The sequence below is a fragment of the Streptomyces sp. R11 genome, assembly GCF_041051905.1.
GTDB lineage: Bacteria > Actinomycetota > Actinomycetes > Streptomycetales > Streptomycetaceae > Streptomyces.
In genome coordinates this window covers 6,881,853-6,905,323 of record NZ_CP163432.1, presented here as the reverse complement: position 1 = coordinate 6,905,323, position 23,471 = coordinate 6,881,853, and the positions used below count along the sequence as shown (strand labels likewise).

The following is a 23,471-nucleotide window of genomic DNA, read 5'->3' as shown; positions in this document are numbered from 1 at the left end:
CTGACACTGGCCAGCCTGCGCAGCTTCAACCGCCGCTGAGGGGCGGGCGCGCAGCGGCGGGACGCCCCCGGTCGGCCTGTCGGACCCGGAGGTTACGGTGGACGAAGGCACACGCGAGCCCACGATCCGTACCGCGGGGGATCATCGACGGGATTCCCCGGCATGATGTTGCCCAGCGGTCCCCGACCGGCCCGCGCCTGTTGCCCGGCGAACCGAGAGAAGGATATGAGCACCACGTTCACGCAAGTCAGACGCCTCACGAGGAGTGCGGGGTAAGCGCCGTGCACATCGTCATCATGGGTTGCGGAAGGGTGGGCTCCGCTCTTGCCCAGACCCTGGAGCAACAAGGGCATACGGTCGCCGTGATCGACCAGGACCCCACAGCGTTCCGCCGGCTGGGCCCCGGGTTCGGAGGCCGCCGGGTGACCGGCGTCGGCTTCGACCAGGACACCCTGCGCGAGGCGGGCATCGAGGAGGCGGGCGCCTTCGCCGCCGTCTCCAGCGGTGACAACTCCAACATCATCTCCGCGCGCGTGGCCCGCGAGATGTTCGGCGTGGAGAACGTCGCGGCCAGGATCTACGACCCCCGCCGCGCCGAGGTCTACCAGCGCCTCGGCATCCCCACCGTGGCCACGGTCCGCTGGACGGCCGACCAGATGCTGCGCCGCCTGCTGCCCTCGGGCGCCGAGCCGCTGTGGCGGGACCCCACCGGCGGCGTGCAGCTCGCCGAGGTGCACGCGTCCACGGACTGGGTGGGCCACAAGATCAGCAGGCTGCAGGAGGAGACGGGCGTCCGCGTCGCCTTCCTGACCCGGCTCGGTGAGGCGATCCTGCCCACCTCGCAGACGGTGCTGCAGGAGGGCGATCTGGTGCACGTCATGATGCGCACCGACGAGGTCGACAAGGTCGAGGCGGCGTTCGCCAAGGGTCCCGAAGAGGAGGGCGGTCACTGATGAGGGTCGCCATTGCCGGTGCCGGTGCGGTGGGCCGCTCGATCGCGGGCGAACTGCTGGAGAACGGCCACGAGGTCCTTCTGATCGACAAGGCGCCGACCGCCATCTCGGTCGAACGCGTCCCGCAGGCGGAGTGGCTGCTGGCCGACGCCTGCGAGATCACGTCGCTGGACGAGGCAGCCCTCCAGCGCTGCAACGTGGTGATCGCCGCGACGGGCGACGACAAGGTCAACCTGGTCGTCTCCCTGCTGGCGAAGACGGAGTACGGCGTACCGCGCGTCGTGGCCCGCGTGAACAACCCCAAGAACGAGTGGCTGTTCAACGAGGCCTGGGGCGTCGACGTGGCCGTCTCCACCCCCCGTCTGATGTCGGCCCTGGTCGAGGAAGCGGTCTCGGTCGGCGACCTGGTCCGCCTCCTGCGCTTCAGCCACGGCGACGCCAACCTCGTCGAACTGACCCTCCCGGAGGAGTCGGCCCTCGCCGGCACCCAGGTCGGCGACGTGGAGTGGCCCCAGGACACCTCCCTGGTGACCATCATCCGCGGCACCCGGGTCCTCACCCCCTCCCGCGAGGACTCCCTGGAAGCAGGCGACGAGCTCCTCTTCGTGGCCGCCCAGGCCAGGGAGGAGCAGTTGGAGGACCTGCTGTCGGTGCGGCGCGAGGACGCGGCGGGCTAGCCCTGCGGGCTTACGACGACGGAGGGCGCCCTGCGTGTGCAAGGCGCCCTCCGTCGTCGTACGGAAATCTAGGACTCTCGGCGGTGCCGCCCGCCGGCGGCGTCCTCATGCTCCGCGGCCGACGCGGCGGACGCTTCCTTGCGTTCCTGCTCGGCCTTCTCGGCCGCTTCCATCTCCGCGAACACGTCGATCGGCGCGGGCGCCTTCGCCAGGAACACCCAGGTCAGCCACACGGCCAGCAGGAACGGCGGAATCTTCAGGGCGATCAGGACCCAGCCGAACTGCGTGGTGTCCGCCCACCAGTACAGCGGGAAGAGGATCGCGCACTTGGCGAGCAGGATCAGGCCCCACGCCCAACTGGCCTTCGCGTACGCCTTCTTGCGTCCGGGGTTGCGCGTGCGCCAGGAGAGGTTCTCCTTGAACACCGGGCCGAGGATCAGCCCGATCAACGGCACGCCGCACAGGGTCGTGATGATGTACGCGAGCGCCAGTCCCAGCGTGTAGAGCATGCCGGGCAGGTAGAAGTCCTTCGCGTTGCCGGTCATCATCGCGAACACGACACCGAAGGCGACGCCGAAGACGCCACTGAATGCGTGCTTGATGGTGTCCCGCATCACCAGGCGCACCACCACCAGCACCAAGGACACCGCGAGCGCGGCGATGGCCGACAGGTGCAGGTCCTTGTTGATCGTGTAGATGGTGACGAAGAGCAGACCGGGCAGCACCGTCTCGATCATGCCGCGCATGCCACCGAAGGCCTCGAACAGCGCAGCCTCGGTCACCGCCCGGGCATTCTGCTCGGCGTCCGCGGTGGTGTCGGTGGTGTCTTCAGTCGGCTTGTCGAGCGACGTCACCGGCTACTCCCGTCCGAGGGGTCTCAGTTCGTATTTCGGGTTGAACAGCACCCGGCGGCCCCGGCTCATGGAGACCCGGCCCGATGCGATCAGCCGGCGCCCCGGCTCTATCCCGACTATGGAGCGCCTGCCGAGCCACACCACGTCCAGGGCGGCGGAGCCGTCGAACAGTTCGGCCTCCAGGGCGGGGACTCCGGCACGCGGGCGCAGGGTGACCGTGCGCAAGGTACCAGTAACCGTCACTATCTGCCGGTCACGGCAGTCACCGATCTTGATACAGCCGGCCGTCTCGGCATCCTCACGCAGCTCCTCGGACTCCAGGTCCTCCTGCGACGAGGAGAGCCGGTCGAGCATGCGCCGGAACCGGCCCACCGACTTTTCCGAACGAGGAACAGCACTCATGCCTTGAAGCCTACCGGGGTGCACCGACACTCTCGTACCCCCGGTGCCGACGCCCGAACCAGGCGCTGCCGGTCCGCCCCACGGCTCACTTCTCGAACCGGTACCCCATCCCGGGTTCGGTAATGAAGTGCTTGGGGTGCGACGGATCCCCCTCCAGCTTCCTGCGCAGCTGGGCCATGTACACCCGCAGGTAGTTCGTCTCCGTCCCGTACGACGGCCCCCACACCTCCTGGAGCAGCTGCTTCTGGCTGACGAGCTTCCCTGTGTTGCGGACCAGCACCTCCAGCAGATGCCATTCCGTGGGGGTCAGCCGTACGTCCTTCCCGCCCCGGTTGACCTTCTTCGCGGCAAGGTCGACGGTGAACGCCTCGGTCTCCACCGTCGTCACGTCGCCCTCGCCGGGCCCGACCGGCTCGGCGCGGCGGATGGCGGCGCGGAGCCGGGCGAGCAGCTCGTCCATGCCGAAAGGCTTGGTGACGTAGTCGTCGGCGCCCGCGTCCAGCGCCTCGACCTTCTCGTCGGAGGAGTGCCGGGCCGACAGCACCAGGATCGGGACCCTGGTCCAGCCGCGGAGCCCCCGGATCACCTCGACGCCGTCCATGTCGGGCAGACCGAGGTCGAGGACGACCACGTCGGGGTGCCGGGTGGCCGCGAGTTCGAGGGCGGTGGCCCCGTCGTGGGCCGCGTCGACCTCGTACTTGCGGGCCTTGAGGTTGATCACGAGGGCGCGCACGATCTGCGGCTCGTCGTCGATCACCAGCACCCTCGTGGGGGCCTGGGGGGTCCCCCCAGTCGGGCTCAGCATGTGGCCTGCCTTTCGGGTTCCACGGGGCGCTCCACCGGCCCGCCCCGCTCTTCGTGAAGCGCCGCGCGCGAACCGGCCGCCCGCAGCGTGAGCACCATGGTGAGGCCGCCGCCCGGCGTGTCCTCGGCGTTGAGCGTGCCGCCCATCGCCTCGGCGAAGCCGCGCGCGACCGCGAGCCCGAGCCCCACTCCGGCCCCGCGCGGGGCGTCGCCGTAGCGCTGGAAGGGCGCGAAGATGCGTTCCTTCGCCTCGTCGGGCACGCCCGGACCGCGGTCGACCACCCGGACCTCGACCCGTTCGGCGATGGCGCTGGCGGCGACGAGGACCTTGCTGCCGTCCGGGCTGTACTTGACGGCGTTCTCGACCAGGTTGGCCACCGACCGCTCGAGCAGCCCGGGGTCCACCGCGACCATGGGCAGCGTCTCCGGAACGTCCAGCTCCACGCTGTCCTCCGGCACCCCGCCGAGCGCCATCGGCACCACCTCGTCGAGGTCGATCTCGCGGATGAGCGGCGTGACCGTGCCGGTCTGCAGCCGGGACATGTCGAGGAGGTTCCCCACGAGGTGGTCGAGCCGGTCGGCGCCGTCCTCGATGCCCTCCAGCAGCTCCGCCTCGTCCTCCTCGGACCACGCCACGTCGTCGGACCGCAGCGACGAGACCGCCGCCTTGATGCCCGCGAGCGGCGTACGGAGGTCGTGGCTGACGGCCGCGAGCAGTGCCGTGCGGATCCGGTTGCCCTCGGCCAGCTCCTTGGCCTGGTCGGCCTCCTCCTGGAGCCTGCTGCGGTCCAGCACGACCGCGGCCTGTGCGGCGAAGGCGGCGAGCACCCGGCGGTCCTCGGCGGGCAGCACCCGGCCGGTCAGCGCGAGCGCCATGTGGTCGCCGACCGGCACGTCGACGTCCGCGTCCTCGGGCCGCTGCGGTGCCCGTTCCAGGCCCACCCGGCCCGTGCACGTCCACGGGTCGACGTCGCTCGCGCGTTCCAGCAGGGCCGCGGACTCCATGCCGAAGGTCTCGCGGACCCGCTCCAGCAGCTCCTCCAGGCCGGTCTCGCCGCGCAGCACGTTGCCCGCGAGGAAGGAGAGGATCTCCGACTCGGCGCGCAGGCGTGCCGCCTGGTGCGTCCGGCGGGCGGCGAGGTCGACCACGGAGGCGACCGACACCGCCACGAAGACGAAGATCACGAGCGCGAGCAGGTTCTTCGGGTCGGCGATGGTCAGCGTGTGGGCGGGCGGGGTGAAGAACCAGTTCAGCAGCAGCGAGCCGACCGCCGCCGACGCGAGTGCCGGGTAGAGCCCGCCGAGCAGGGCGGCGCCCACCGTCAGGGTCAGGAACAGCAGCATGTCGTTGGCGAGACCGAGGTCGGCGTCGACATGGGTCAGCAGCAGCGTGAGCAGCACGGGACCGACGACGCCGGTGAACCAGCCCCAGATGATCCGCGCCCGTCCGAGGCGCGCTCCCCGGGCCACGGGAAGTCCGCGCCCCTTGGCGACCTCCTCGTGCGTGACGATGTGCACGTCGAGGTCGGGGCCCGACTCCCGGGCCACCGTCACGCCCACCCCCGGTCCGAACACGTACTGCCAGCTCCTGCGGCGCGAGGAGCCGAGGACGATCTGGGTGGCGTTCGCACCGCGCGCGAAGGCCAGCAGGGCCGCCGGGATGTCGTCCCCGACGACATGGTGGAAGGTTCCGCCGAGGTCCTCGACGAGGGTGCGCTGGACGGCCAGCTCCTTGGGTGAGGCGGAGGTCAGGCCGTCGCTGCGGGCGATGTAGACAGCCAGCACCTCACCGCCGGCGCCCTTCTCAGCCAGCCGCGCGGCCCGGCGGATCAGCGTCCGCCCTTCCGGGCCGCCGGTGAGTCCGACGACGATCCGCTCCCGCGAACCCCAGATCTTCGACACCCGGTGATCACTGCGGTACTGCTTCAGATATTCGTCGACCCGGTCGGCCACCCACAGCAGCGCCAGCTCCCGCAGCGCGGTCAGGTTCCCCGGCCGGAAGTAGTTCGACAGTGCCGCGTCGACCTTCTCGGGCTGGTAGACGTTCCCGTGCGCCATCCGCCGCCGCAGCGCCTGCGGCGACATGTCGACCAACTCGATCTGGTCGGCCCGGCGCACCACCTCGTCCGGCACCGTCTCCTGCTGCCGCACGCCCGTGATCGACTCGACGACGTCTCCCAACGACTCCAGATGCTGGATGTTGACGGTCGATATCACGTCGATGCCGGCGGCGAGCAGCTCCTCCACGTCCTGCCAGCGCTTGGCGTTGCGCGAGCCCGGGATGTTGGTGTGGGCGAGTTCGTCGACGAGCGCGACCTGCGGATTCCGGGCCAGGACGGCGTCGACGTCCATCTCGGTGAAGGCGCTCCCCCGGTACGTCAGGTCCTTACGCCGTATCTGCTCCAGGCCGTGCAGCATCACCTCGGTGCGCGGCCGGCCGTGGTGCTCCACGAACGCGACCACGCAGTCGGTGCCCCGCTCCACCCGCCGGTGCGCCTCGGACAGCATCGCGTACGTCTTGCCGACACCCGGTGCCGCACCGAGATAGATCCGAAGCTTGCCGCGTCCCATGTTCCTCATTGTGTTCCGGCCACTGCTGCCTACGCAGCGTCGACCTTACGGCCAATATTCGCGACAAATGGGGCCGGGTGCGGCGGCGGGAGCGTCTTTGACGCAACTCTGACGCTCCCGCCAGGTACGTCGTGGGAACTCAGCCGGGGTTGTCGGCGTGCGTGAGGGTCTCCCAGGCCACGAAGAGGTTGTTGCTGCCGGACGGGCGGTTGCGCGTGTTCAGCGTCTCGGTGTTGGTCATGGCATGGCCGAGCCGGTTGGCCAGGGCGTTGTGCCCGACCTCGGTGACCGGGCCGAGCCCGAGCTTCAGCGAGCCGCGGCACAGCCAGCTGGGCACGCCCTCACCGAGTTCGTACTTGGCCTGGAACCCGAGCGCGTGCCGCAGCCGCTCGCCGACGTCGGTGCCGTAGAGATCCTGCCCCTGGATCCGGCTGGTCTCCGCGACGTGCGAGATCGCGGAGATGCCGTAGCCGGTGTGCGTGAAGTCGCGGCAGGTCTCCTGGGTGAGGCCGGTGACGAAGGTGGACTGCCCCTGCCAGTAGTTGACGATCTTCTCGCGGGTGTCGAGGTTCTGGCTCGGCACGGTCTTCGGCAGATCACCGTCCGAGGACAGGTACACATAGGCGGCGGTACGGGTGCGGAACTTCCCCATGGCCTTGTCGTACGACGCCTTGTCCTCGAGGAAGACGGAGATGCCGACGGCGGCCTCCATCATCGACAGCTCCCAGTTGCCGTTGGAGTTCGAGCCGTTGATGATCTCGGGCAGGTAGACGGTGCGGAGCATGGTGGCGAACCGGCCGGAGTTCGCCCAGTTCCCGGTGTACGTGTGCTTGATGATCTCGGCGGCCTTGGGCCAGGACGAGCCGGCCCAGCCCGTCTGCAGGGGCGCGTTGCTGTTGGTGTGGTCCCGGATGGTGGCCGACCAGGCGTCCATCAGCTCGATGGCCTTCTTCGCGTGCCGCTCGTCGCGGGTGATGTACCAGGCCAGGGCCTGGGTATAGGCGGCTATCGCGTCCTCGCGCTCGTCGGTGCAGCCGTAGTTGGGGTTCGAGTACGAACCGCACTCGACGACCGCGCGGGGCTTGGGGGTGCGGTTCAGATCGGCGTACTTGCTCGCCATCATCTGGTCGAAGGCGCCCTTCCAGGGCTGGGCGCCGGCGTTGACCTTGGAGCGGGTGAAGTCCAACTGGCTCTTGGAGACGGTGACTCCGGGGTGGATGAAGGTGGTGGGAGCAGCGTCGGCGGGCCAGGCGAGAACACCGGCGACGAGGGCGGCCGAAGCCGCGAGGAGTGCGGTTCTGCGCATGCGTGGGGGGCCTTCCGTTCTCGTATGTGAACGTGAAGCGCCTTTATGAACAGGCGTGTTGGGGCGAGACGGTAGGTACAGACCAATGCACCGTCAAGGGTTCACGCACGAGAAAGGGCCGCACCCCTGAGGGGTACGGCCCTGATGTCGCTACGAGATTCAGCGAACCTCGGTGATCTCCGGCCCGCGCTGGAGCTGACCCATGCCGCCGGAGAAGCGCGAACCGGCCTCCTCCTGCTGGACGCCCTCGGGGACCATCTGGGCGTCGGTCGGAAGCTGCAGGACGATCGGGTCACGGGGGGCCATCGGGCCCTCGCCGCGCACCACGACCGTGTCCCGGAAGATCTGCTCGAGCAGACCGGCCGCCTGCGGCTGCACGGCGCCCTGACCCGAGATCACACCGCGCAGGAACCAGCGGGGTCCGTCCACGCCGACGAACCGCACGACCTGGAAACCGCCTGTGCCGTCCGGCAGCTGAACCGGTACCTGGGCCCGCAGCTCCCAGCCGAGCGGCCCCTCGACCTCGTCGATGATGCCACCCTGCTGAGTGATGCCCGAGCCGATCTCCTCGCGCACCTCGCCCCAGATGCCCTCGCGCTTGGGCGCGGCGAAGGCCTGCAGCTGAATGGCGCTGTCGCGCAGCACGACGGTGGCCGCGACGATCGCGTCACCCGCGACCTCCACGCGCAGTTCCATGCCGTCGACGCCCGGCACCAACAGGCCGCCCAGGTCCACCCGGCCCTCGCCGGGCTCGCGGACCTCGGAGCTGTCCCAGGGCCCGTCGGGCCGCGGTTCCGGCTCCAGCCGTACGCGCTCGCGCGTACCGTCGTCGTCCGCCTCAGTGTCGATGTCGACGACCTGCTCGGGCTCGCCCGCCGCGTCCTCGGCGGCACCCTTCTTGTTGCGACGTCCGAACACGTCACTGTCCTTCCCGGTCGGATACGACCGAAGCGTATCGATTCCCACCCGTAGCGCCGCCATCGGCGGCCTGACCGCTTGTATCGCTTGTTTCGCCCACCGCGGCATGCCCGCCGGTGGACCCGAAGCCCCCCTCGGCCCGTGCCGAATCGGGAAGCTCCGCGACCTCCTGGAAGCGAACCCTCTCGACCTGCTGGACAACCAGTTGGGCAATCCGGTCGAAGCGCTCGAACCGCACGGGCTCGTGCGGGTCGAGATTCACCACGATCACCTTGATCTCCCCACGGTACCCGGCATCAACCGTCCCCGGGGCATTCACGAGGGCGACACCGCAGCGGGCGGCGAGACCGGAACGCGGGTGCACGAAGGCCGCGTACCCCTCCGGGAGGGCGACAGACACCCCGGTGGGCAGCACGGCCCGTTCCCCCGGCTTGAGTTCGCGGCTCTCGGTGGTGCGCAGATCGGCTCCCGCGTCACCGGGAAGCGCGTACGTCGGAAGCGGTACGTCCGGGTCGACCCGGCGGATCAGCACGTTCAGGGGTTCACGGCTCACGGGTTCACCTCGAAGGCACGGGCACGCCGGACCTGGTCCGGGTCGTTCATGGCGGCCCGGATCTCCTCCGGGCGGCCGTTGTCGATGAAGTGGTCGACCTTCACCTCGATGAAGAGGGCGTCGGCACGGACGGCGACCGGCCCGTCGGGGCCACCGATCCGCCCGGTGGCGGTGGAGTAGATCTTGCGGCCCGCCACCGCCGTCACCTCGGCCTCCAGGTACAGGACCGTGCCCACCGGAACCGGCCGTACGAAGTCGGTCTCCAGCCGTCCGGTCACGGCGATCGTCCGCAGCAGCCAGTTCAGCGAGCCGAGCGTCTCGTCGAGGGCGGTCGCGAGGACGCCGCCGTGCGCCAGCCCGGGCGCGCCCTGATGGGCGGGCTGCACGGTGAACTCGGCCGTGAGGCTGACGCCGTCACCCGCCCGTGCCTCCAGGTGCAGTCCGTGGGGCTGCTCGCCGCCGCAGCCGAAACACTCGCCGTAGTGCGCACCGAGAAGCTCACCGGGCGCGGGAGCCTCGGCATGCCGCACCGGTTTCACGGCGTGGGCCGGAGGCTCAAGAGACGGGGAATTGCCACTCACAGCCGCAGACCTTACCCGCGCGTCGGCTGTATCCGGACACCGTGCCAAGCTTGGCTCCATGCAGCTCTCCGCCGCCCCGTACGAAGAACGCCTCACCGCCCCCCGCTCGTGGTGGCTGGTCTCGTGCCTGGTCGGGCTCTCCCTGGCCCTGATCCTGCTGCCCTTCGGCACGCTGCCCATGCTCGCCGGCCTGGCCGGCGGCACCGCCGCGGCGGCCGTCATGGCCAGCTCGTACGGCTCGGTCCGCATCCGCGTGGTGGGCGACGCGCTGATCGCCGGTGAGGCGAAGGTTCCGGTGCGGGCGCTGGGCGAGGCACACGTGCTGGACCCGGAGGAGGCCCGCGCCTGGCGCACGCACAAGGCCGATACCCGGGCCTTTCTGCTGCTGCGCGCCTACATCCCCACGGCCCTGCGGGTCGAGGTCACCGACCCCGAGGACCCGACCCCGTACCTCTACCTGTCGACCCGTGAGCCGGAGCGGCTGGCTGAGGCGATCAAGGCGGCGCAGGTCTCGGCCTAGCACACCAGAACGGGCCGTCACCGGCCCTGGTCAAGGCTTGCTCTGCCTGTCGTAAAACTTTCGCCGCGGCACTCCGAACGGTTTCTCCCGGGCGTCCCGACTGCCGGTTCTCAGCCGTCGCCGAGTTCCTTGCGCCGGGCTTCACGCATGATGTCGCCCATCTCGAGCGGGTGCTCCGGGCGTTCCAGAGCGGGCAGTTCCGGCAGCTCGTCCCATGGGACCTGGACCTTGCGGAGGTCCGCCCGAATGCGTGCCGCGAGTCTCTTGGTGTCCCGGCGGTTCATGACCGCGCCGACGGCGGCGCCCACCATGAAGGGCATCAGGTTCGGCAGGTTCCGGACCATGCGCTTCATGATCTGCTGACGCAGCTCGCGCTTCATCTGCCCGCCGAGAGCGGCATTGATCGTCGCAGGCTTCATCGGGTCGATGCCGCGCTCCTCGGACCACGAGGACAGATACGCGGTGCTGCGTTCCCTGAGATTGCCGGGCGGGCGTACGCCGTACACCTCGTGCAGCTCGGCGATCATCTTCAGCTCGATGGCGGCCACACCGGTGACTTCCGCGGCCAGTTCCGTCGGCATCGCGGGCGGCACCGGCAGCATCGCCGCCGCGCCCACTCCCGCACCGACCGTGGAGCTCGCGTTCGCGGCGCCCGCCACGAGCTTGTCCGCGAGTTGCTCGGGCCCGAGGCCCGGGAAGTGCCGACGCAGGGTTGCGAGGTCCCGTACGGGGATCCGCGGGGCGTTCTCGATGATCCGGTCGGCGAGGTACGCCAGGCCCGCCCTGGCGCGGCTGCCGCCCTTACGGACCCCTTCCCTGGCCCTTTCCCGGATCACCGCGACCCGCCGCTTCGCGACGGGCGGGGGAACCTCCACCGATGCCGGGAGGTCAGCCCCGGACATCGGTTCGAGCGAGGCTCCCTTGTCGGATGAGCCCCGCTCGCCTTCACGCGCGCCGGACGAGCCGTCGGACGGCCCCTGGTCCGCTCCCCGCGCGGGGAAGCGGCGCTTCCAAGGAGGGGTCGAGCCAGTCATGCCCGACCCGACCTCAGTCGCAGTCGCGGCAGATCGGCTGACCGTTCTTCTCCCGGGCCAGCTGGCTGCGGTGGTGCACCAGGAAGCAGCTCATGCAGGTGAACTCGTCCTGCTGCTTGGGCAGCACCCGGACGGCCAACTCCTCATTCGAGAGGTCCGCGCCGGGCAGCTCCAGGCCTTCGGCGGCCTCGAACTCGTCGACGTCCACTGCGGACGTCGACTTGTCGTTCCGCCTGGCCTTCAGCTCTTCAAGGCTGTCCGAGTCGACGTCGTCGTCGGTCTTGCGTGGGGTGTCGTAATCCGTTGCCATGTCGCTCTCCCCCTCTGGGTGTCTGCGGTGTCTCCAGCGCACGTAACGCGTGAGAGGCCGGACTTGTGCCCGACCCGAGGCGGAGATTTTGCCTCACATCAAGGTCTGTTACTCAATCGACACCCAACCGGACTCCTCAAGAGTGATCGGCTTGGATGGCGAACGGGACCGTACACGGTCCCAATGCCGCAGTTCAAAGGCGTCTCACCGTGTACTTCCCGTGATCAAGACCCCCGAAAACCCGGATTTTCCCGGCTTTCCGACAAGGCCCATGATCACGGAGAGTAGATGGCCGGAAAACCGCCCTTGTGATCGATCACACATCGGACAGCCGACCGGGTGCCCAGAAAATTCCGCGCAAAGCGAACATCCCCGAATTACCCGCCGGGTGTCGGCGCACATGCTCTCAGACCGGAAGGGTCACTCGCATCACGAGACCTCCGCCCTCGCGCGGCTGCGCCGAGATGTGCCCGCCGTGCGCCCGCGCCACGGACCGCACGATGGACAGTCCCAGGCCCACACCCTTGTCGCTGCCCGTGCGCTCCGTACGCAGCCGCCGGAACGGCTCGAAGAGGTTGTCGATCTCGTACGCCGGCACCACCGGTCCGGTGTTGGAGACGACCAGGACGGCCTGCCCGTGCTGGATCTCGGTGGTGACCTCGACCCAGCCGCCCTCCGGGACGTTGTACCGGACGGCGTTCTGCACCAGGTTCAGCGCGATGCGCTCCAGCAGCACGCCGTTGCCCTGGACGACCGCGGGCTTCTGCTCGCCGCGGATCATCACGCCCTTGGCCTGCGCCTCCGCGTGCACCTGGTCGACGGCCTGCCCGGCCACCTCCGCGAGGTCCACCGGTTTGCGCTCGACGATCTGGTTGTCGCTGCGGGCGAGCAGCAGCAGGCCCTCGACCAGCTGCTCGCTGCGCTCGTTGGTGGCCAGCAGCGTCTTGCCGAGCTGCTGGAGCTCCACCGGCGCGCTCGGGTCCGACAGGTGCACCTCGAGGAGCGTGCGGTTGATCGCGAGCGGGGTGCGCAGCTCGTGCGAGGCATTGCCGACGAAGCGCTGCTGGGCGGTGAAGGCCCGCTGCAACCGCTCCAGCATCTCGTCGAAGGTGTCGGCCAGCTCCTTCAGCTCGTCGTCCGGGCCGTCCAGTTCGATACGGCGGGACAGGTCCGAGCCCGCCACCGCGCGCGCGGTCCGGGTGATCCGGCCCAGCGGCGACAGGACCCGGCCTGCCATGGCGTAGCCGAAGGCGAAGGCGATGATCGCGAGGCCGAGGAGGGCCAGCAGGGAGCGACTGAGGAGGTCGTCCAGGGCGACCCGGCGCTTTTGGTCGATACATTCGCTGATCGCGGAGTTGAACTCGTCGAGCCTCAGGCCGTTGGCGTTGTTGACCGCGGGGCAGTCGGCGCTGGCGACTCTGATCTCGTTACTGGCGCTCACGATCTTGAACGGCGGCTGGTTGCCCGTGCTGATGGCCTGCGCGGCCAGCAGATAGATGATCGACAGCAGCAGGATGCCGGCGATCAGGAACATGCCGCCGTACAGCAGCGTGAGCCGTATCCGGATGGTGGGGCGCAGCCACGGGAAGGCGGACTCCGCCCTGCGGGGGGCCCAGGTGGGTTTCGGGGGCGCCTGCGGAGGCGCGGGTGTCGTGGCCATGGGGAATCAGATCCGGTAGCCGGAACCGGGGACGGTGACGATCACCGGCGGCTCCCCCAGTTTGCGGCGCAGCGTCATGACGGTCACCCGGACCACGTTGGTGAACGGGTCGGTGTTCTCGTCCCAGGCCTTCTCCAGCAGCTGCTCGGCCGAGACGACCGCGCCCTCGCTGCGCATCAGCACCTCCAGGACGGCGAACTCCTTCGGCGCCAGCTGCACCTCCTTGCCGTCGCGGAAGACCTCGCGGCGGTTGGGGTCGAGCTTTATGCCGGCGCGCTCCAGGACGGGCGGCAGCGGCACGCTCGTGCGGCGGCCGAGGGCACGCACGCGTGCCGTCAGCTCGCTGAACGCGAAGGGCTTGGGCAGATAGTCGTCGGCGCCGATCTCCAGCCCCTCGACACGGTCGCTGACGTCGCCCGACGCCGTGAGCATCAGCACGCGCGTGGGCATGCCGAGTTCGACGATCTTGCGGCAGACGTCGTCGCCGTGCACGAGGGGGAGGTCGCGGTCGAGGACGACCACGTCGTAGTCGTTGACGCCGATGCGCTCCAGGGCGGCCGCACCGTCGTACACGACGTCGACGGCCATGGCCTCCCGGCGCAGTCCGGTGGCCACCGCATCGGCGAGCAGTTGCTCGTCCTCGACGACGAGTACGCGCACGTCGCTTGTCCTTCCTGTGTCCACCCGCGTAGCGCGTGTCATCGCGCGCGGGCAGGGGGTCTTCGGGTGTCTTGGCCTCCATCCTGCCCTTTTCGGCCATAAGTCGGCGGTAAGACGGGTGAGTGGGCCATGAAGGACGGGTGTGAAGCCCGGGAATGCGAGATTTTCTCTTCCGGTTGAGGTTTCCGCGGAAGAGAGCGGGGGGAGGACGGCTTTACACCCCGCGATCACGCTCTGCTTGTACCGCACCACCATGCGGTACGAGGGGATCCGCTTTCCGCAGAGTGGATGTGGGTGTCCGGCACCGTCGCCGCCCGGCAAGGGCAGCGCTGGGCATCCACCGGAGACGTGATCGTCCCTTCCGAACCGGCACACCCCCGTGCCACCGACCCACCCGACCCAGGACGAGGGGGCGCAGCATGGACGCATTCACCGCAGGACTTCTGCAGCGCATAAGGGCGACCGAGTCCGACCTGACGCGGGCTCTCGACGAGGGCGACGACTTCCTCGTCGAGGTGGAGCAGGGCGAGCTCGACGACCTGCGCCGCCTCGCCGCCGAGCATGGCGTGGAAGTCGGCGCGACGAGCGTCTGACCGGCTCGTAAGCACCACAGGGCCCCTGGCGAATCCAGCGCCGGGGGCCCTGCTTTTTTTGCTGGTGCCGTGCAGTCAGTCGTGCCAGGCGCCCAGGTCCTCCAGGAGCTGCTGGAGGGGCTCGAAGACCCCCGGCGTCGCTGCCACCGCCAGGTCGCGTGAGGGGCGCTCTCCGGGGCGGCCACCCGTCAGCGCGCCCGCCTCACGGGCGATCAGGTCTCCGGCCGCGAGGTCCCAGGCGTTGAGGCCCCGCTCGTAGTAGCCGTCCAGTCGGCCGGCGGCGAGGTCGCACAGGTCGATCGCGGCCGAGCCGCCGCGGCGGATGTCGCGCAGCAGGGGGATCAGCCGCTGGGCGACATCGGCCTGGTGAGTGCGCACCTCGGTGACGTAGTTGAAGCCGGTCGAGACCAGGGACTGGGCGAGAGGGGCGGTGGGACGGCAGGTGAGCCTGCGCTCCCCGTCCCAGGCGCCCGTGGCCCACGCGCCGCCGCCGCGGACGGCGTGGTAGGTCTCGCCCCGCATCGGTGCCGCGACGACGCCGGCGACCGTCTCTCCGTCCTGCTCGGCGGCGATGGAGACGGACCAAGTCGGCAGTCCGTAGAGGTAGTTGACGGTGCCGTCCAGAGGATCGATCACCCAGCGGACGCCGCTCGTGCCCTCGGTGGAAGCGCCCTCCTCGCCGAGGAAGCCGTCGTCCGGGCGCTGCTCGGAGATCAGGCCCGTGATCAGCTTCTCGGCCGCGATGTCCATCTCGGTGACCACGTCGATCGGGCTCGACTTGGTCGCCGCGACGGCGAGGTCGGCCGGGCGGCCGTCGCGCAGCAGCTCTCCCGCGCGGCGGGCGGCCTCCTGGGCGAGGGTGAGCAGTTCCGTGTGCAGGGCGTCGGTCACGGGGCTCCTCATGCGTAGGGGCTGTCGGCGCCCGCCGCGGCGGGCCTGGGTGCGCGGGACGGGCAGCAGCCCACCGGGCAGAGGTTGTGGCTCGCGCCGAGGGCGCCGAGAGCGCAGGGCGTGACGTCCTCCGCGCGCTCCACGGCGGCGCGCTCCAGGACGAGGTCGCGGATCGCGGCGGCGAACCGCGGATCGTCGCCGACGGTGGCCGAGCGGCGCATCGGCAGGCCCAGCTCCTCGGCCTTGGCCTTGGCCTCCGTGTCGAGGTCGTAGAGGACCTCCATGTGGTCGGAGACGAAGCCGATGGGGGCGATCACGACGGCCGGGACGCCGGCGGCGTGCCGTTCCTCGAGGTGGTCGCAGATGTCGGGCTCCAGCCACGGGATGTGCGGGGCGCCGGAGCGGGACTGGTAGACGAGCCGCCAGGGGTGGTCGACGCCGGTGCGCTCGCGTACGGCGTCGACGATCAGCTGCGCGACGTCCAGGTGCTGCTCGACGTACGCCCCGCCCTCGCCGTGGTCCTCGACGGGGCCGGAGCTGTCGGCGGCAGCGGTCGGGATCGAGTGGGTGGAGAACGCGATGTGGGCGCCGCCCCGCACGTCCTCGGGGAGGTCGGCGAGGGAGCCGAGCACGCCGTCGATCATCGGCTCCAGGAAGCCGGGGTGGTTGAAGTAGTGCCGCAGCTTGTCGATCTTCGGCGGTTCCAGGCCCTCGGCCTCGAGGGCCGCGAGCGAGTCCGCGAGGTTCTCGCGGTACTGCCGGCAGCCCGAGTAGGACGCGTAGGCGCTGGTGGCGAGGACGAGGATGCGGCGGTGGCCGTCGGCGACCATCTCGCGCAGCGTGTCCGTCAGGTACGGCGCCCAGTTGCGGTTGCCCCAGTGGATGGGCAGATCCAGACCGTGCTCGGCGAAGTCCTTGCGCAGGGCGTCCAGCAGGGCGCGGTTCTGGTCGTTGATGGGGCTGACGCCGCCGAACTGGAAGTAGTGCTCGCCGACTTCCTTGAGGCGTTCGGTGGGGATGCCCCGCCCGCGGGTGACGTTCTCCAGGAACGGGATCACGTCGTCCGGGCCCTCGGGACCGCCGAACGAGAGCAGGAGCAGGGCGTCGTAGGGGGTGGCATCGCGCACGTCTGGCATGGATCGATCCTGTCATCCGGTACTGACAGCCTGGAAACGGCGGGGTGACCACCCGGGTTCCCCTTGCGTCCGAGCGGGTGCGTTAGGGTCACCTAACTCGTAAGCTGTATCGGCCATCCACACGCCTTACGGGGCGCCTTCACGCCCTGCCGGGCGCCCGCACGCCTGCACCACCCCGAGCCACCGCAGCCCCGCTGCTCCTGCCTGACCGGAGACCCCCGTGCCGAGCCCCTACCGCGCCCTGTTCGCCGCCCCCGGCTCCAAGGGCTTCTCCGCCGCGGGGTTCCTCGGCCGGATGCCGCTGTCGATGATGGGCATCGGCGTCGTGACCATGGTGTCCCAGCTGACCGGGCGGTACGGCCTCGCCGGCGCGCTGTCCGCCACCATCGCGCTCGCCGCAGCGGTGGCGGGTCCGCAGGTCTCGCGACTTGTCGACCGGTACGGGCAGCGGCGGGTGCTGCGTCCCGCGACGCTGATCGCGCTCGTGGCGGCGGCCCTGCTGCTGTTCGCCGCCCACTACGAGTGGCCGGACTGGGTGCTGTTCGTGGCGTGCGTCGGCATCGGCTGCGTGCCGAGCATCGGGGCGATGACCCGTGCCCGCTGGGCCGCCATATACCGCGGGACGCCTCAGCTGCACACCGCGTACTCCTTCGAGTCCGTGATCGACGAGGTCTGCTTCATCTTCGGGCCGATCATCTCCATCGGTCTGTCCACGGCGTGGTTCCCGGAGGCCGGGCCGCTGCTCGCGGGCTGCTTCCTGGCGGTCGGCGTCTTCTGGCTGACCGCACAGCGGGCAACCGAGCCCGCACCGCACCCGCGCGAGCACCACGACGACGGCTCGGCGCTGCGCTCGCTCGGGCTCCAGGTCCTGGTGGCCACGTTCGTGGCGACCGGAGCGATCTTCGGTGCCGTCGACGTGGTCACCGTGGCCTTCGCCGAGGAGCAGGGCCACAAGGGTGCCGCGAGCATCGTGCTCGCCCTGTACGCGGCCGGCTCCTGCGCCGCGGGCGCCGTGTTCGGGCTGCTGCGCTTCAAGGGGGCGCCCGAACGTCGTTGGCTGCTGGGCATATGCGCGATGGCCGTGAGTATGATCCCCCTCCTACTGGTCGGAAACTTGCCGTTTCTGGCCGTGGCGCTGTTCGTCTCGGGCATGGCCGTCGCTCCCACGATGATCACGACCATGTCCCTGATCGAAGAGCACGTACCACGCGCGCAACTGACCGAGGGCATGACCTGGGTGAGCACCGGGCTCGCGGTCGGAGTCGCGCTCGGCTCCTCCGCGGCCGGCTGGGTGATCGACGCCGCCGGTGCGGGCGCCGGGTACGGGGTCCCGGCGGTGTCCGGGGCCGTCGCGGTCGTGGTCGGTTTCCTGGGGTACCGCCGGCTCAGCAAGCCGGCTCCGCGTCGGGGAGGCACCGTTGAGCAGCACAGCGAGCGGCAGGAACGGCACGTGGCGTAACTGGGGCGGCACGGTTGCCGCCCGCCCCGCGCGGGAGGTCACTCCCGCCTCCGTCGAGGAGTTGGCGGCGGCGATACGCCGGGCCGCCGAGGACGGCCTGAAGGTGAAGCCGGTCGGCAGCGGACACTCCTTCACGTCCATTGCCGCCACCGACGGCGTGCTGATCCGCCCTCAGCTTTTGACCGGCATCCGCGACATCGACCGGGAGGCCATGACGGTCACGGTGGAGGCGGGCACCCCGCTCAGGAGGCTCAACGCGGCCCTCGCGCGCGAGGGGCTCTCGCTCTGCAACATGGGCGACATCATGGAACAGACGGTCTCCGGCGCCACCAGCACCGGCACCCACGGCACGGGCCGCGAGTCGGGCTCGATCGCCGCCCAGATCAAGGCCCTGGAACTGGTCACGGCAGACGGTTCGGTGCTCACCTGCTCCGAGAAGGAGAACCCCGAGGTCTTCGCGGCCGCCCGGATCGGCCTCGGCGCCCTGGGCGTCGTCACCGCGATCACCTTCGCCGTCGAGCCCATCTTCCTGCTCTCCGCGCGCGAGGAGCCGATGCCGCTCGACAAGGTCCTGTCGGACTTCGACGAACTCTGGGCCGAGAACGAGCATTTCGAGTTCTACTGGTTCCCGCACACCGGCAGCACCAACACCAAGCGCAACAACCGCAGTGCGGGCCCGGAGAAGCCGGTACCCCAGCTCCGGGGCCTGTTCGAGGACGAGTTCCTCTCCAACGGCGTCTTCCAGGTGGCCCAGTGGGTCGGCCGCGCGGCGCCCGCCACCATCCCGACGATCGCCCGGGTCTCCAGCAAGGCGTTGTCCGCGCGGACCTACACCGACATCCCGTACAAGGTCTTCACATCGCCGCGCCGGGTGCGCTTCGTGGAGATGGAGTACGCCGTCCCGCGCGAGGCAGTCGTCGAGACGCTGCTCGAACTGAAGGCCATGGTCGAGCGCTCCGGCCTCAGGGTCAGCTTCCCGGTCGAGGTGCGCACCGCGCCGGCCGACGACATCACGCTGTCCACCGCCTCGGGCCGTGACAGTGCGTACATCGCCGTCCACATGGTCAAGGGCGCGCCGTACCAGCGGTACTTCACCACCGCGGAGCACATCTTCACCGCGCACGAGGGGCGCCCGCACTGGGGCAAGGTGCATACGCGGGACGCCGAGTACTTCGCTCAGGTATACCCGCGCTTCGGCGAGTTCACGGCCCTGCGGGACCGGCTGGATCCCGACCGCCGGTTCCAGAACGACTACTTGCGGCGGGTGTTGGGAACGTAGCGCCCAACCGGCTCGACCCGCTCGGTCAACCGACTTCGCTGTTGGGCGGCGTACGGACGAAAGCATTGGTTCCGTTTCCGACGTTTGCGTGAAGTACGCCACGTTCAAGATCCGCAAACCGCCCAACGGACGGCCGAGTCACACTTCTTGCCAGAAGTTGGGCGGCGCGCCAATCCACGCACGTGGCCCAAATGGAGTACTGTTGCGAGCCCTGGGTCCGGTCTCCCGCCTGGGCGTCCGTGGCCTTCAAGGACCGCCGGGAGGGGGCTAGTTGCACAGGGTGACGGAGTTGGTCACTTAGCGTTGCGAATAGGTAACCGTGCCATAACGGCGATCCAGGGCCCGTGCCCGACACGCCGGGCAACTCGGCAAGGTTGTGGCAGGCTGCACCCGGGCAGGCCACACTCGACTAGCGGAAGCAGCGACGCACGTGACGTCGGCAGGCACCACCCGGGAGGTCCCCATGCCCGAACTGCGTGTCGTGGCCGTCTCCAATGACGGCACACGGCTGGTGCTGAAGGCTGCCGACGCAACGGAGTACACGCTTCCGATCGACGAACGCCTGCGCGCCGCCGTGCGCGGCGACCGTCCACGCCTCGGCCAGATCGAGATCGAGGTGGAGAGCCATCTCCGCCCCCGCGACATCCAGGCGCGTATACGCGCTGGTGCGACCGCGGAAGAGGTCGCCCAACTCGCCGGCATCCCCGTCGACCGCGTACGGCGCTTCGAGGGCCCCGTGCTCGCCGAGCGTGCCTTCATGGCCGAAAGGGCCCGCAAGACTCCCGTCCGCCGGCCCGGCGAGAACGCCGCCGGTCCGCAGCTCGGCGAGGCCGTCCAGGAGCGGCTGCTGCTGCGCGGCGCCGACAAGGACACCGTGCAGTGGGACTCGTGGCGCCGCGACGACGGCACCTGGGAAGTACTGCTGGTCTACCTGGTGGCGGGCGAACCGCACTCGGCGAGTTGGACGTACGACCCGCCCCGGCGGCTCGTCCAGGCCGTCGACGAGGAGGCGCGCTCGCTGATCGGCGAGTCCGAGGATCTCGCCGCGCCGGAGCCCAGCTTCCCGTTCGTGCCGCGTATCGCCCGGCTTCCGCGCGAGCGGTCGATGGACCGTGCCCTCGAACGCACAGAGCGCCCGAGCCTGCCGGCTCAGGCCTCCGATCCGGTCGAGGAGACCACGGAGGAACGGGACTCGCTCACCAGCCTGCTGGAAGCGGTGCCCAGCTTCCGCGGCGACATGGTGGTGCCGGAGCGCCCGCCGGAGCCCGAGGTGGAGGAACCCCCCACCGAGCCGGACGCGGAGGAACCTCCCGCCCCTGCCGCTTCGGCCGGTTCCGCCTACGCGGACGTCCTGATGCCCCGCTCCGTCGGCAGCCACCGCGACCGCCTCATCGGCGCCACGGACCGCCAGGCCGAAGCGGACGGCGTCCGCCCGGGCCGCCGCGCCGCGGTACCGAGCTGGGACGAGATCGTGTTCGGGACGCGGAGGAAGAAGCAGGAGTAGTCGGTCGTACGGCTGTGGACGCGGCCGTACGGCAACGAGGGCCGCGCTGGTTGCAGCGCGGCCCTCGTGCTGTGCGGGGTGGTGCCGCTGGTGGTTCCGGCCGAGTCGTCGCCCCGCTCCCCAGCCCGTCACGCCCTACTGCGGATCCGCCCCCACGGCCACCGGCCGCGACGGGTCCGAGGACCACTCCGACCACGAACCGACGTACAGCGCCGCCGGAATGCCGGCGACCTCCAGTGCCAGTACCTGGTGCGCGGCGGAGACGCCCGAGCCGCAGTACACACCGACCGCGGTGCCCTCGGTCGCCCCCAGGGCCTTGAAGCGTGCCGCGAGTTCCGCGGCGGGGCGGAAGCGGCCGTCCGCGGCCACGTTCTCGTTCGTGGGGGCGGACAGGGCGCCCGGGATGTGGCCGCCGACGGGGTCGATCGGCTCGACCTCGCCGCGGTACCGCTCCCCCGCCCGCGCGTCCAGCAGCACCCCGGACCGGGCGAGCGCCGCGGCAGAGTCGGCGTCGAGCAGTTCCGTGGCTCCCGGTGCCGGCTCGAAGTCGCCCTCGGCCGGGGTCGGCACGGACGTCTCCAGCGGTCCCTCCCAGGTGGGCAACCCGCCGTCGAGGACCCGCACGTCGGGGTGACCCGTCCAGCGCAGCAGCCACCACGCCCGGGCCGCCGCCCAGCCCTGCCCGCCGTCGTACACGACCACCGGCGTCCCGGACGTCACGCCCGCCCGCCGCATCGCCGCACCGAATTCGGCCAAGTCCGGCAGCGGGTGACGCCCGCGCGAACCGGGCGCGGAGGCCAGTTCCCGGTCCAGATCGACGTAGACCGCGCCGGGGATGTGCCCGGCCCCGTACTCGGCCCGGCCGTCGAACGGCGGCTCACCGGACGCCTTGGCCAGGGACAACTGCCAGCGGACGTCGAGCAGCACCGGGGGTTCGTCGCCCGTCAGTTCGCCGGCGAGTTCTGATGCGGAGATGATGGCGTTCATGGCCACCATCCTTGCGCACGGGGTGGCCCCATCGTCGCGGTCCGGTTACTCTGCCCGCCGGACAGGCCCGATCACGAGGCGTACGGGATCAGGCACATGCTGTACAGCCGATCGACATCCGACGGCAATCGCACGGAAACGGGCGGTAAATCGCACACCGGGCATCCTCCGGGCACCGGCCGCCGTGCGCGGCGCGCCCGCAGCGCACGTGGCCACGGGTGGTGCGAGCATCGGCACGGGGGTCCGGACAGCGGAAGCGACACGGCCACCGCGAGGGGCCGAGGAGAGAGTGACGATGACCGAGGCACGGGGGTCGGCCGGCCCGAACGGCGAGACGCACGCTCGGCACGCGCCCGGCACGCCCTGCTGGGTGAGTCTGATGGTGCACGGACTGGCCGCGACCCAGGACTTCTACGGAGCGTTGTTCGGCTGGGAGTTCCAGCCCGGCCCCCAGCAACTCGGCCCCTATGTGCGGGCCCTGCTGAACGGCCGTGAGGTGGCCGGCATCGGCCAGCTGCCGCCCGACCGCCACCTCCCCATCGCCTGGACGCCCTACCTCGCCTCGAACAACGTCGGCCAGACCGCCGACACGGTACGGCTGTGCGGCGGCACGGTCGGCGTGGGCCCGCTGGACGCCGCCGAGGCCGGCCGGCTGGCGATCTGCTCCGACCCGTCCGGCGCCGTCTTCGGCATCTGGCAGGGGGCCGAACACCGCGGCACGGCCATCACGGGCGTGCCCGGCACCCCGGCCTGGAACGAGCTGCTGACCTTCGAGTCCGTGAACGTCGCCAAGTTCTACGAGACCGTGTTCGCCTACGAGGAGGAGCCGGTGGTCTCCGCCGACTTCGACTACGTCACCCTGCTCATCGACGGCCGCCCGGTCGCCGGAATCCACGGCGTCGGCACCTCCCTGCCGCGCGACCGGGGCCCGCACTGGGTGACGTACTTCGAGGTCGCCGACACGGACGAGACGCTGGCCCGGGTCGTCGAGCTCGGCGGCCATGTACTCAGGCCGGCCCACGACAGCGCCCACGGCCGTGTGGCCACGGTGGCCGACCCCGAGGGCGCCCGCTTCTCCCTGATCCAGGACCCGCGCTGACGGGTTCGGGAGCGAGGCCGCCGAACGGGACCTCGGCTCGGACCTACTGCACCGGCAGGACGTCCGGGGACAGCGCCGCCGCCCGTGCGCTCGCCGCCGTCATACGGCGTCGGTGGTGGCGGCGGCACAGGACCTCGTAGCCGACGGCGTCCGCCTGGTTGACGTCGCCGACGACGACCTGGGCGCCCTCGACGACCATCTCGCCGCCTATCGTGCGGGCGTTGTGCGTGGCGCGGGCGCCGCACCAGCACAGGGCCTCGACCTGCAGCACCTCGACCCGGTCGGCCAGTTCCACCAGGCGCTGCGAGCCGGGGAACAGCTTGCTGCGGAAGTCGGTCGTGATGCCGAAGGCGTAGACGTCCAGGCCCAGGTCGTCGACCACGCGGGCGAGTTGGTCGATCTGGTCGGGCGCGAGGAACTGGGCCTCGTCGGCGATGACGTAGTCCGCGCGGCCGCCCCTGGAGAGGTGGTCGACCAGGTACGCGTACAGGTCCACGCCGTCCTCGACCTCCACGGCGTCCGTGACCAGGCCGAGCCGCGAGGACAGCTTGCCCTCGCCCGCGCGGTCGTCACGCGTGAAGATCATGCCCGCGAGCCCACGCGCCGAACGGTTGTGCTCTATCTGGAGAGCCAGCGTCGACTTCCCGCAGTCCATCGTTCCGGAGAAGAACACCAGCTCGGGCATGTTGAGTTGAGCACCTTTCGGCGGAGAGCGTCGGC

At 70.4% G+C, this 23,471-nt stretch carries 24 protein-coding genes; 8 read left to right on the top strand and 16 right to left on the bottom strand.

From position 1 onward, the window contains the following. Nucleotides 1-281 precede the first annotated feature (281 nt). Both AB5J55_RS31835 and AB5J55_RS31830 read left to right on the top strand, forming a co-directional pair. Nucleotides 282-953: a TrkA family potassium uptake protein gene (locus tag AB5J55_RS31835; protein ID WP_328422468.1), complete on the top strand. Its 672-nt coding sequence runs from the start codon at nucleotides 282-284 to the stop codon at nucleotides 951-953. After that, complete coding sequence (locus AB5J55_RS31830) at nucleotides 953-1,630, top strand: TrkA family potassium uptake protein (protein ID WP_062670424.1); 678 nt, start codon at nucleotides 953-955, stop codon at nucleotides 1,628-1,630. Before AB5J55_RS31835 ends, AB5J55_RS31830 begins: the two co-directional genes overlap by 1 nt. Before the next feature lie 68 nt (nucleotides 1,631-1,698). Here the strand turns inward: AB5J55_RS31830 and AB5J55_RS31825 are convergent, their stop codons facing one another. The 8 genes from AB5J55_RS31825 to AB5J55_RS31790 all read right to left on the bottom strand — a co-directional run bounded on the left by AB5J55_RS31825 (nucleotide 1,699) and on the right by AB5J55_RS31790 (nucleotide 9,619). Beyond that, nucleotides 1,699-2,484: a DUF3159 domain-containing protein gene (locus tag AB5J55_RS31825; RefSeq protein WP_369273901.1), complete on the bottom strand. Its 786-nt coding sequence runs from the start codon at nucleotides 2,482-2,484 to the stop codon at nucleotides 1,699-1,701. A 3-nt stretch (nucleotides 2,485-2,487) separates the two neighbouring features. Then, a complete protein-coding gene (locus tag AB5J55_RS31820; RefSeq protein ID WP_217211415.1) occupies nucleotides 2,488-2,886 on the bottom strand; it encodes an OB-fold nucleic acid binding domain-containing protein in 399 nt (132 codons plus the stop codon). Between the two features lie 85 nt (nucleotides 2,887-2,971). Further along, nucleotides 2,972-3,691, bottom strand: a complete 720-nt coding sequence (locus AB5J55_RS31815; protein ID WP_369273900.1) for a response regulator — start codon at nucleotides 3,689-3,691, stop codon at nucleotides 2,972-2,974. Continuing rightward, nucleotides 3,685-6,261 (bottom strand): DUF4118 domain-containing protein, encoded by a 2,577-nt coding sequence (locus AB5J55_RS31810; protein WP_369273899.1) that lies wholly within the window; start codon nucleotides 6,259-6,261, stop codon nucleotides 3,685-3,687. Before AB5J55_RS31810 ends, AB5J55_RS31815 begins: the two co-directional genes overlap by 7 nt. Before the next feature lie 139 nt (nucleotides 6,262-6,400). Next, entirely contained in the window at nucleotides 6,401-7,567 is a 1,167-nt protein-coding gene (locus AB5J55_RS31805; protein ID WP_369273898.1) for an alginate lyase family protein, read from the bottom strand. A gap of 159 nt (nucleotides 7,568-7,726) precedes the next feature. After that, nucleotides 7,727-8,485, bottom strand: coding sequence for a DUF3710 domain-containing protein (locus AB5J55_RS31800; protein ID WP_328422478.1), 759 nt, complete (start codon nucleotides 8,483-8,485; stop codon nucleotides 7,727-7,729). Between the two features lies 1 nt (nucleotide 8,486). Continuing rightward, a complete protein-coding gene (dut, locus tag AB5J55_RS31795; protein ID WP_328422480.1) occupies nucleotides 8,487-9,038 on the bottom strand; it encodes a dUTP diphosphatase in 552 nt (183 codons plus the stop codon). Beyond that, nucleotides 9,035-9,619: a PaaI family thioesterase gene (locus AB5J55_RS31790; protein ID WP_369273897.1), complete on the bottom strand. Its 585-nt coding sequence runs from the start codon at nucleotides 9,617-9,619 to the stop codon at nucleotides 9,035-9,037. Before AB5J55_RS31790 ends, dut begins: the two co-directional genes overlap by 4 nt. Nucleotides 9,620-9,677: 58 nt before the next feature. On the opposite strand from AB5J55_RS31790, the gene AB5J55_RS31785 reads away from it, so the two are divergent. After that, on the top strand, nucleotides 9,678-10,139 hold the full coding sequence (locus AB5J55_RS31785) for a DUF3093 domain-containing protein (RefSeq protein ID WP_369273896.1): 462 nt from the start codon (nucleotides 9,678-9,680) through the stop codon (nucleotides 10,137-10,139). A gap of 110 nt (nucleotides 10,140-10,249) precedes the next feature. Here AB5J55_RS31785 and AB5J55_RS31780 read toward each other — a convergent pair whose 3' ends face one another. The 4 genes from AB5J55_RS31780 to AB5J55_RS31765 all read right to left on the bottom strand — a co-directional run bounded on the left by AB5J55_RS31780 (nucleotide 10,250) and on the right by AB5J55_RS31765 (nucleotide 13,803). After that, entirely contained in the window at nucleotides 10,250-11,173 is a 924-nt protein-coding gene (locus tag AB5J55_RS31780) for a hypothetical protein (protein ID WP_369273895.1), read from the bottom strand. 13 nt (nucleotides 11,174-11,186) lie between these two features. Further along, nucleotides 11,187-11,483, bottom strand: a complete 297-nt coding sequence (locus tag AB5J55_RS31775) for a DUF4193 domain-containing protein (protein ID WP_005481602.1) — start codon at nucleotides 11,481-11,483, stop codon at nucleotides 11,187-11,189. Nucleotides 11,484-11,889: 406 nt separating this feature from the next. Then, complete coding sequence (locus AB5J55_RS31770; protein ID WP_369273894.1) at nucleotides 11,890-13,143, bottom strand: sensor histidine kinase; 1,254 nt, start codon at nucleotides 13,141-13,143, stop codon at nucleotides 11,890-11,892. 6 nt (nucleotides 13,144-13,149) lie between these two features. Further along, a complete protein-coding gene (locus AB5J55_RS31765; RefSeq protein ID WP_007385219.1) occupies nucleotides 13,150-13,803 on the bottom strand; it encodes a response regulator transcription factor in 654 nt (217 codons plus the stop codon). A 419-nt stretch (nucleotides 13,804-14,222) separates the two neighbouring features. On the opposite strand from AB5J55_RS31765, the gene AB5J55_RS31760 reads away from it, so the two are divergent. Then, nucleotides 14,223-14,396 carry a hypothetical protein gene (locus tag AB5J55_RS31760; protein ID WP_328878653.1) on the top strand — a complete coding sequence of 58 codons (174 nt, stop codon included), beginning with the start codon at nucleotides 14,223-14,225 and terminating at the stop codon, nucleotides 14,394-14,396. 75 nt (nucleotides 14,397-14,471) lie between these two features. On the opposite strand, the gene AB5J55_RS31755 is transcribed toward AB5J55_RS31760, so the two are convergent. After that, on the bottom strand, nucleotides 14,472-15,287 hold the full coding sequence (locus tag AB5J55_RS31755; RefSeq protein WP_369273893.1) for an inositol monophosphatase family protein: 816 nt from the start codon (nucleotides 15,285-15,287) through the stop codon (nucleotides 14,472-14,474). Between the two features lie 8 nt (nucleotides 15,288-15,295). Beyond that, on the bottom strand, nucleotides 15,296-16,423 hold the full coding sequence (locus AB5J55_RS31750; RefSeq protein ID WP_369273892.1) for a ferrochelatase: 1,128 nt from the start codon (nucleotides 16,421-16,423) through the stop codon (nucleotides 15,296-15,298). A 220-nt stretch (nucleotides 16,424-16,643) separates the two neighbouring features. On the opposite strand from AB5J55_RS31750, the gene AB5J55_RS31745 reads away from it, so the two are divergent. From AB5J55_RS31745 to sepH, 3 genes are all read left to right on the top strand, one after another. Beyond that, nucleotides 16,644-17,882 (top strand): MFS transporter, encoded by a 1,239-nt coding sequence (locus AB5J55_RS31745; RefSeq protein WP_369273891.1) that lies wholly within the window; start codon nucleotides 16,644-16,646, stop codon nucleotides 17,880-17,882. Continuing rightward, nucleotides 17,842-19,161, top strand: a complete 1,320-nt coding sequence (locus tag AB5J55_RS31740) for a D-arabinono-1,4-lactone oxidase (protein WP_369273890.1) — start codon at nucleotides 17,842-17,844, stop codon at nucleotides 19,159-19,161. Before AB5J55_RS31745 ends, AB5J55_RS31740 begins: the two co-directional genes overlap by 41 nt. 463 nt (nucleotides 19,162-19,624) lie before the next feature. Further along, a complete protein-coding gene (sepH, locus tag AB5J55_RS31735) occupies nucleotides 19,625-20,665 on the top strand; it encodes a septation protein SepH (protein ID WP_369273889.1) in 1,041 nt (346 codons plus the stop codon). Nucleotides 20,666-20,800: 135 nt separating this feature from the next. On the opposite strand, the gene AB5J55_RS31730 is transcribed toward sepH, so the two are convergent. Continuing rightward, the gene (locus AB5J55_RS31730; protein ID WP_369273888.1) at nucleotides 20,801-21,652 is read right to left on the bottom strand and encodes a sulfurtransferase; all 852 of its coding nucleotides are present in this window, start codon (nucleotides 21,650-21,652) and stop codon (nucleotides 20,801-20,803) included. A gap of 295 nt (nucleotides 21,653-21,947) precedes the next feature. Here AB5J55_RS31730 and AB5J55_RS31725 point away from each other — a divergent pair, with 295 nt between their 5' ends. Continuing rightward, entirely contained in the window at nucleotides 21,948-22,751 is an 804-nt protein-coding gene (locus AB5J55_RS31725) for a VOC family protein (RefSeq protein WP_369273887.1), read from the top strand. Nucleotides 22,752-22,794: 43 nt separating this feature from the next. Here AB5J55_RS31725 and AB5J55_RS31720 read toward each other — a convergent pair whose 3' ends face one another. Continuing rightward, nucleotides 22,795-23,436 carry a thymidine kinase gene (locus AB5J55_RS31720; protein ID WP_369273886.1) on the bottom strand — a complete coding sequence of 214 codons (642 nt, stop codon included), beginning with the start codon at nucleotides 23,434-23,436 and terminating at the stop codon, nucleotides 22,795-22,797. Between the last annotated feature and the right edge of the window lie 35 nt (nucleotides 23,437-23,471).

Coding starts and splice junctions, on each gene's coding strand:
- AB5J55_RS31830 (WP_062670424.1), top strand. CDS start 953: ATGAGGGTCGCCATTGCCGGTGCCGGTGCGGTGGGCCGCTCGATCGCG.
- AB5J55_RS31820 (WP_217211415.1), bottom strand. CDS start 2,886: ATGAGTGCTGTTCCTCGTTCGGAAAAGTCGGTGGGCCGGTTCCGGCGC.
- AB5J55_RS31815 (WP_369273900.1), bottom strand. CDS start 3,691: ATGCTGAGCCCGACTGGGGGGACCCCCCAGGCCCCCACGAGGGTGCTG.
- AB5J55_RS31810 (WP_369273899.1), bottom strand. CDS start 6,261: ATGGGACGCGGCAAGCTTCGGATCTATCTCGGTGCGGCACCGGGTGTC.
- AB5J55_RS31805 (WP_369273898.1), bottom strand. CDS start 7,567: ATGCGCAGAACCGCACTCCTCGCGGCTTCGGCCGCCCTCGTCGCCGGT.
- AB5J55_RS31785 (WP_369273896.1), top strand. CDS start 9,678: ATGCAGCTCTCCGCCGCCCCGTACGAAGAACGCCTCACCGCCCCCCGC.
- AB5J55_RS31780 (WP_369273895.1), bottom strand. CDS start 11,173: ATGACTGGCTCGACCCCTCCTTGGAAGCGCCGCTTCCCCGCGCGGGGA.
- AB5J55_RS31775 (WP_005481602.1), bottom strand. CDS start 11,483: ATGGCAACGGATTACGACACCCCACGCAAGACCGACGACGACGTCGAC.
- AB5J55_RS31770 (WP_369273894.1), bottom strand. CDS start 13,143: ATGGCCACGACACCCGCGCCTCCGCAGGCGCCCCCGAAACCCACCTGG.
- AB5J55_RS31760 (WP_328878653.1), top strand. CDS start 14,223: ATGGACGCATTCACCGCAGGACTTCTGCAGCGCATAAGGGCGACCGAG.
- AB5J55_RS31750 (WP_369273892.1), bottom strand. CDS start 16,423: ATGCCAGACGTGCGCGATGCCACCCCCTACGACGCCCTGCTCCTGCTC.
- sepH (WP_369273889.1), top strand. CDS start 19,625: ATGCCCGAACTGCGTGTCGTGGCCGTCTCCAATGACGGCACACGGCTG.
- AB5J55_RS31730 (WP_369273888.1), bottom strand. CDS start 21,652: ATGAACGCCATCATCTCCGCATCAGAACTCGCCGGCGAACTGACGGGC.
- AB5J55_RS31725 (WP_369273887.1), top strand. CDS start 21,948: ATGACCGAGGCACGGGGGTCGGCCGGCCCGAACGGCGAGACGCACGCT.
- AB5J55_RS31720 (WP_369273886.1), bottom strand. CDS start 23,436: ATGCCCGAGCTGGTGTTCTTCTCCGGAACGATGGACTGCGGGAAGTCG.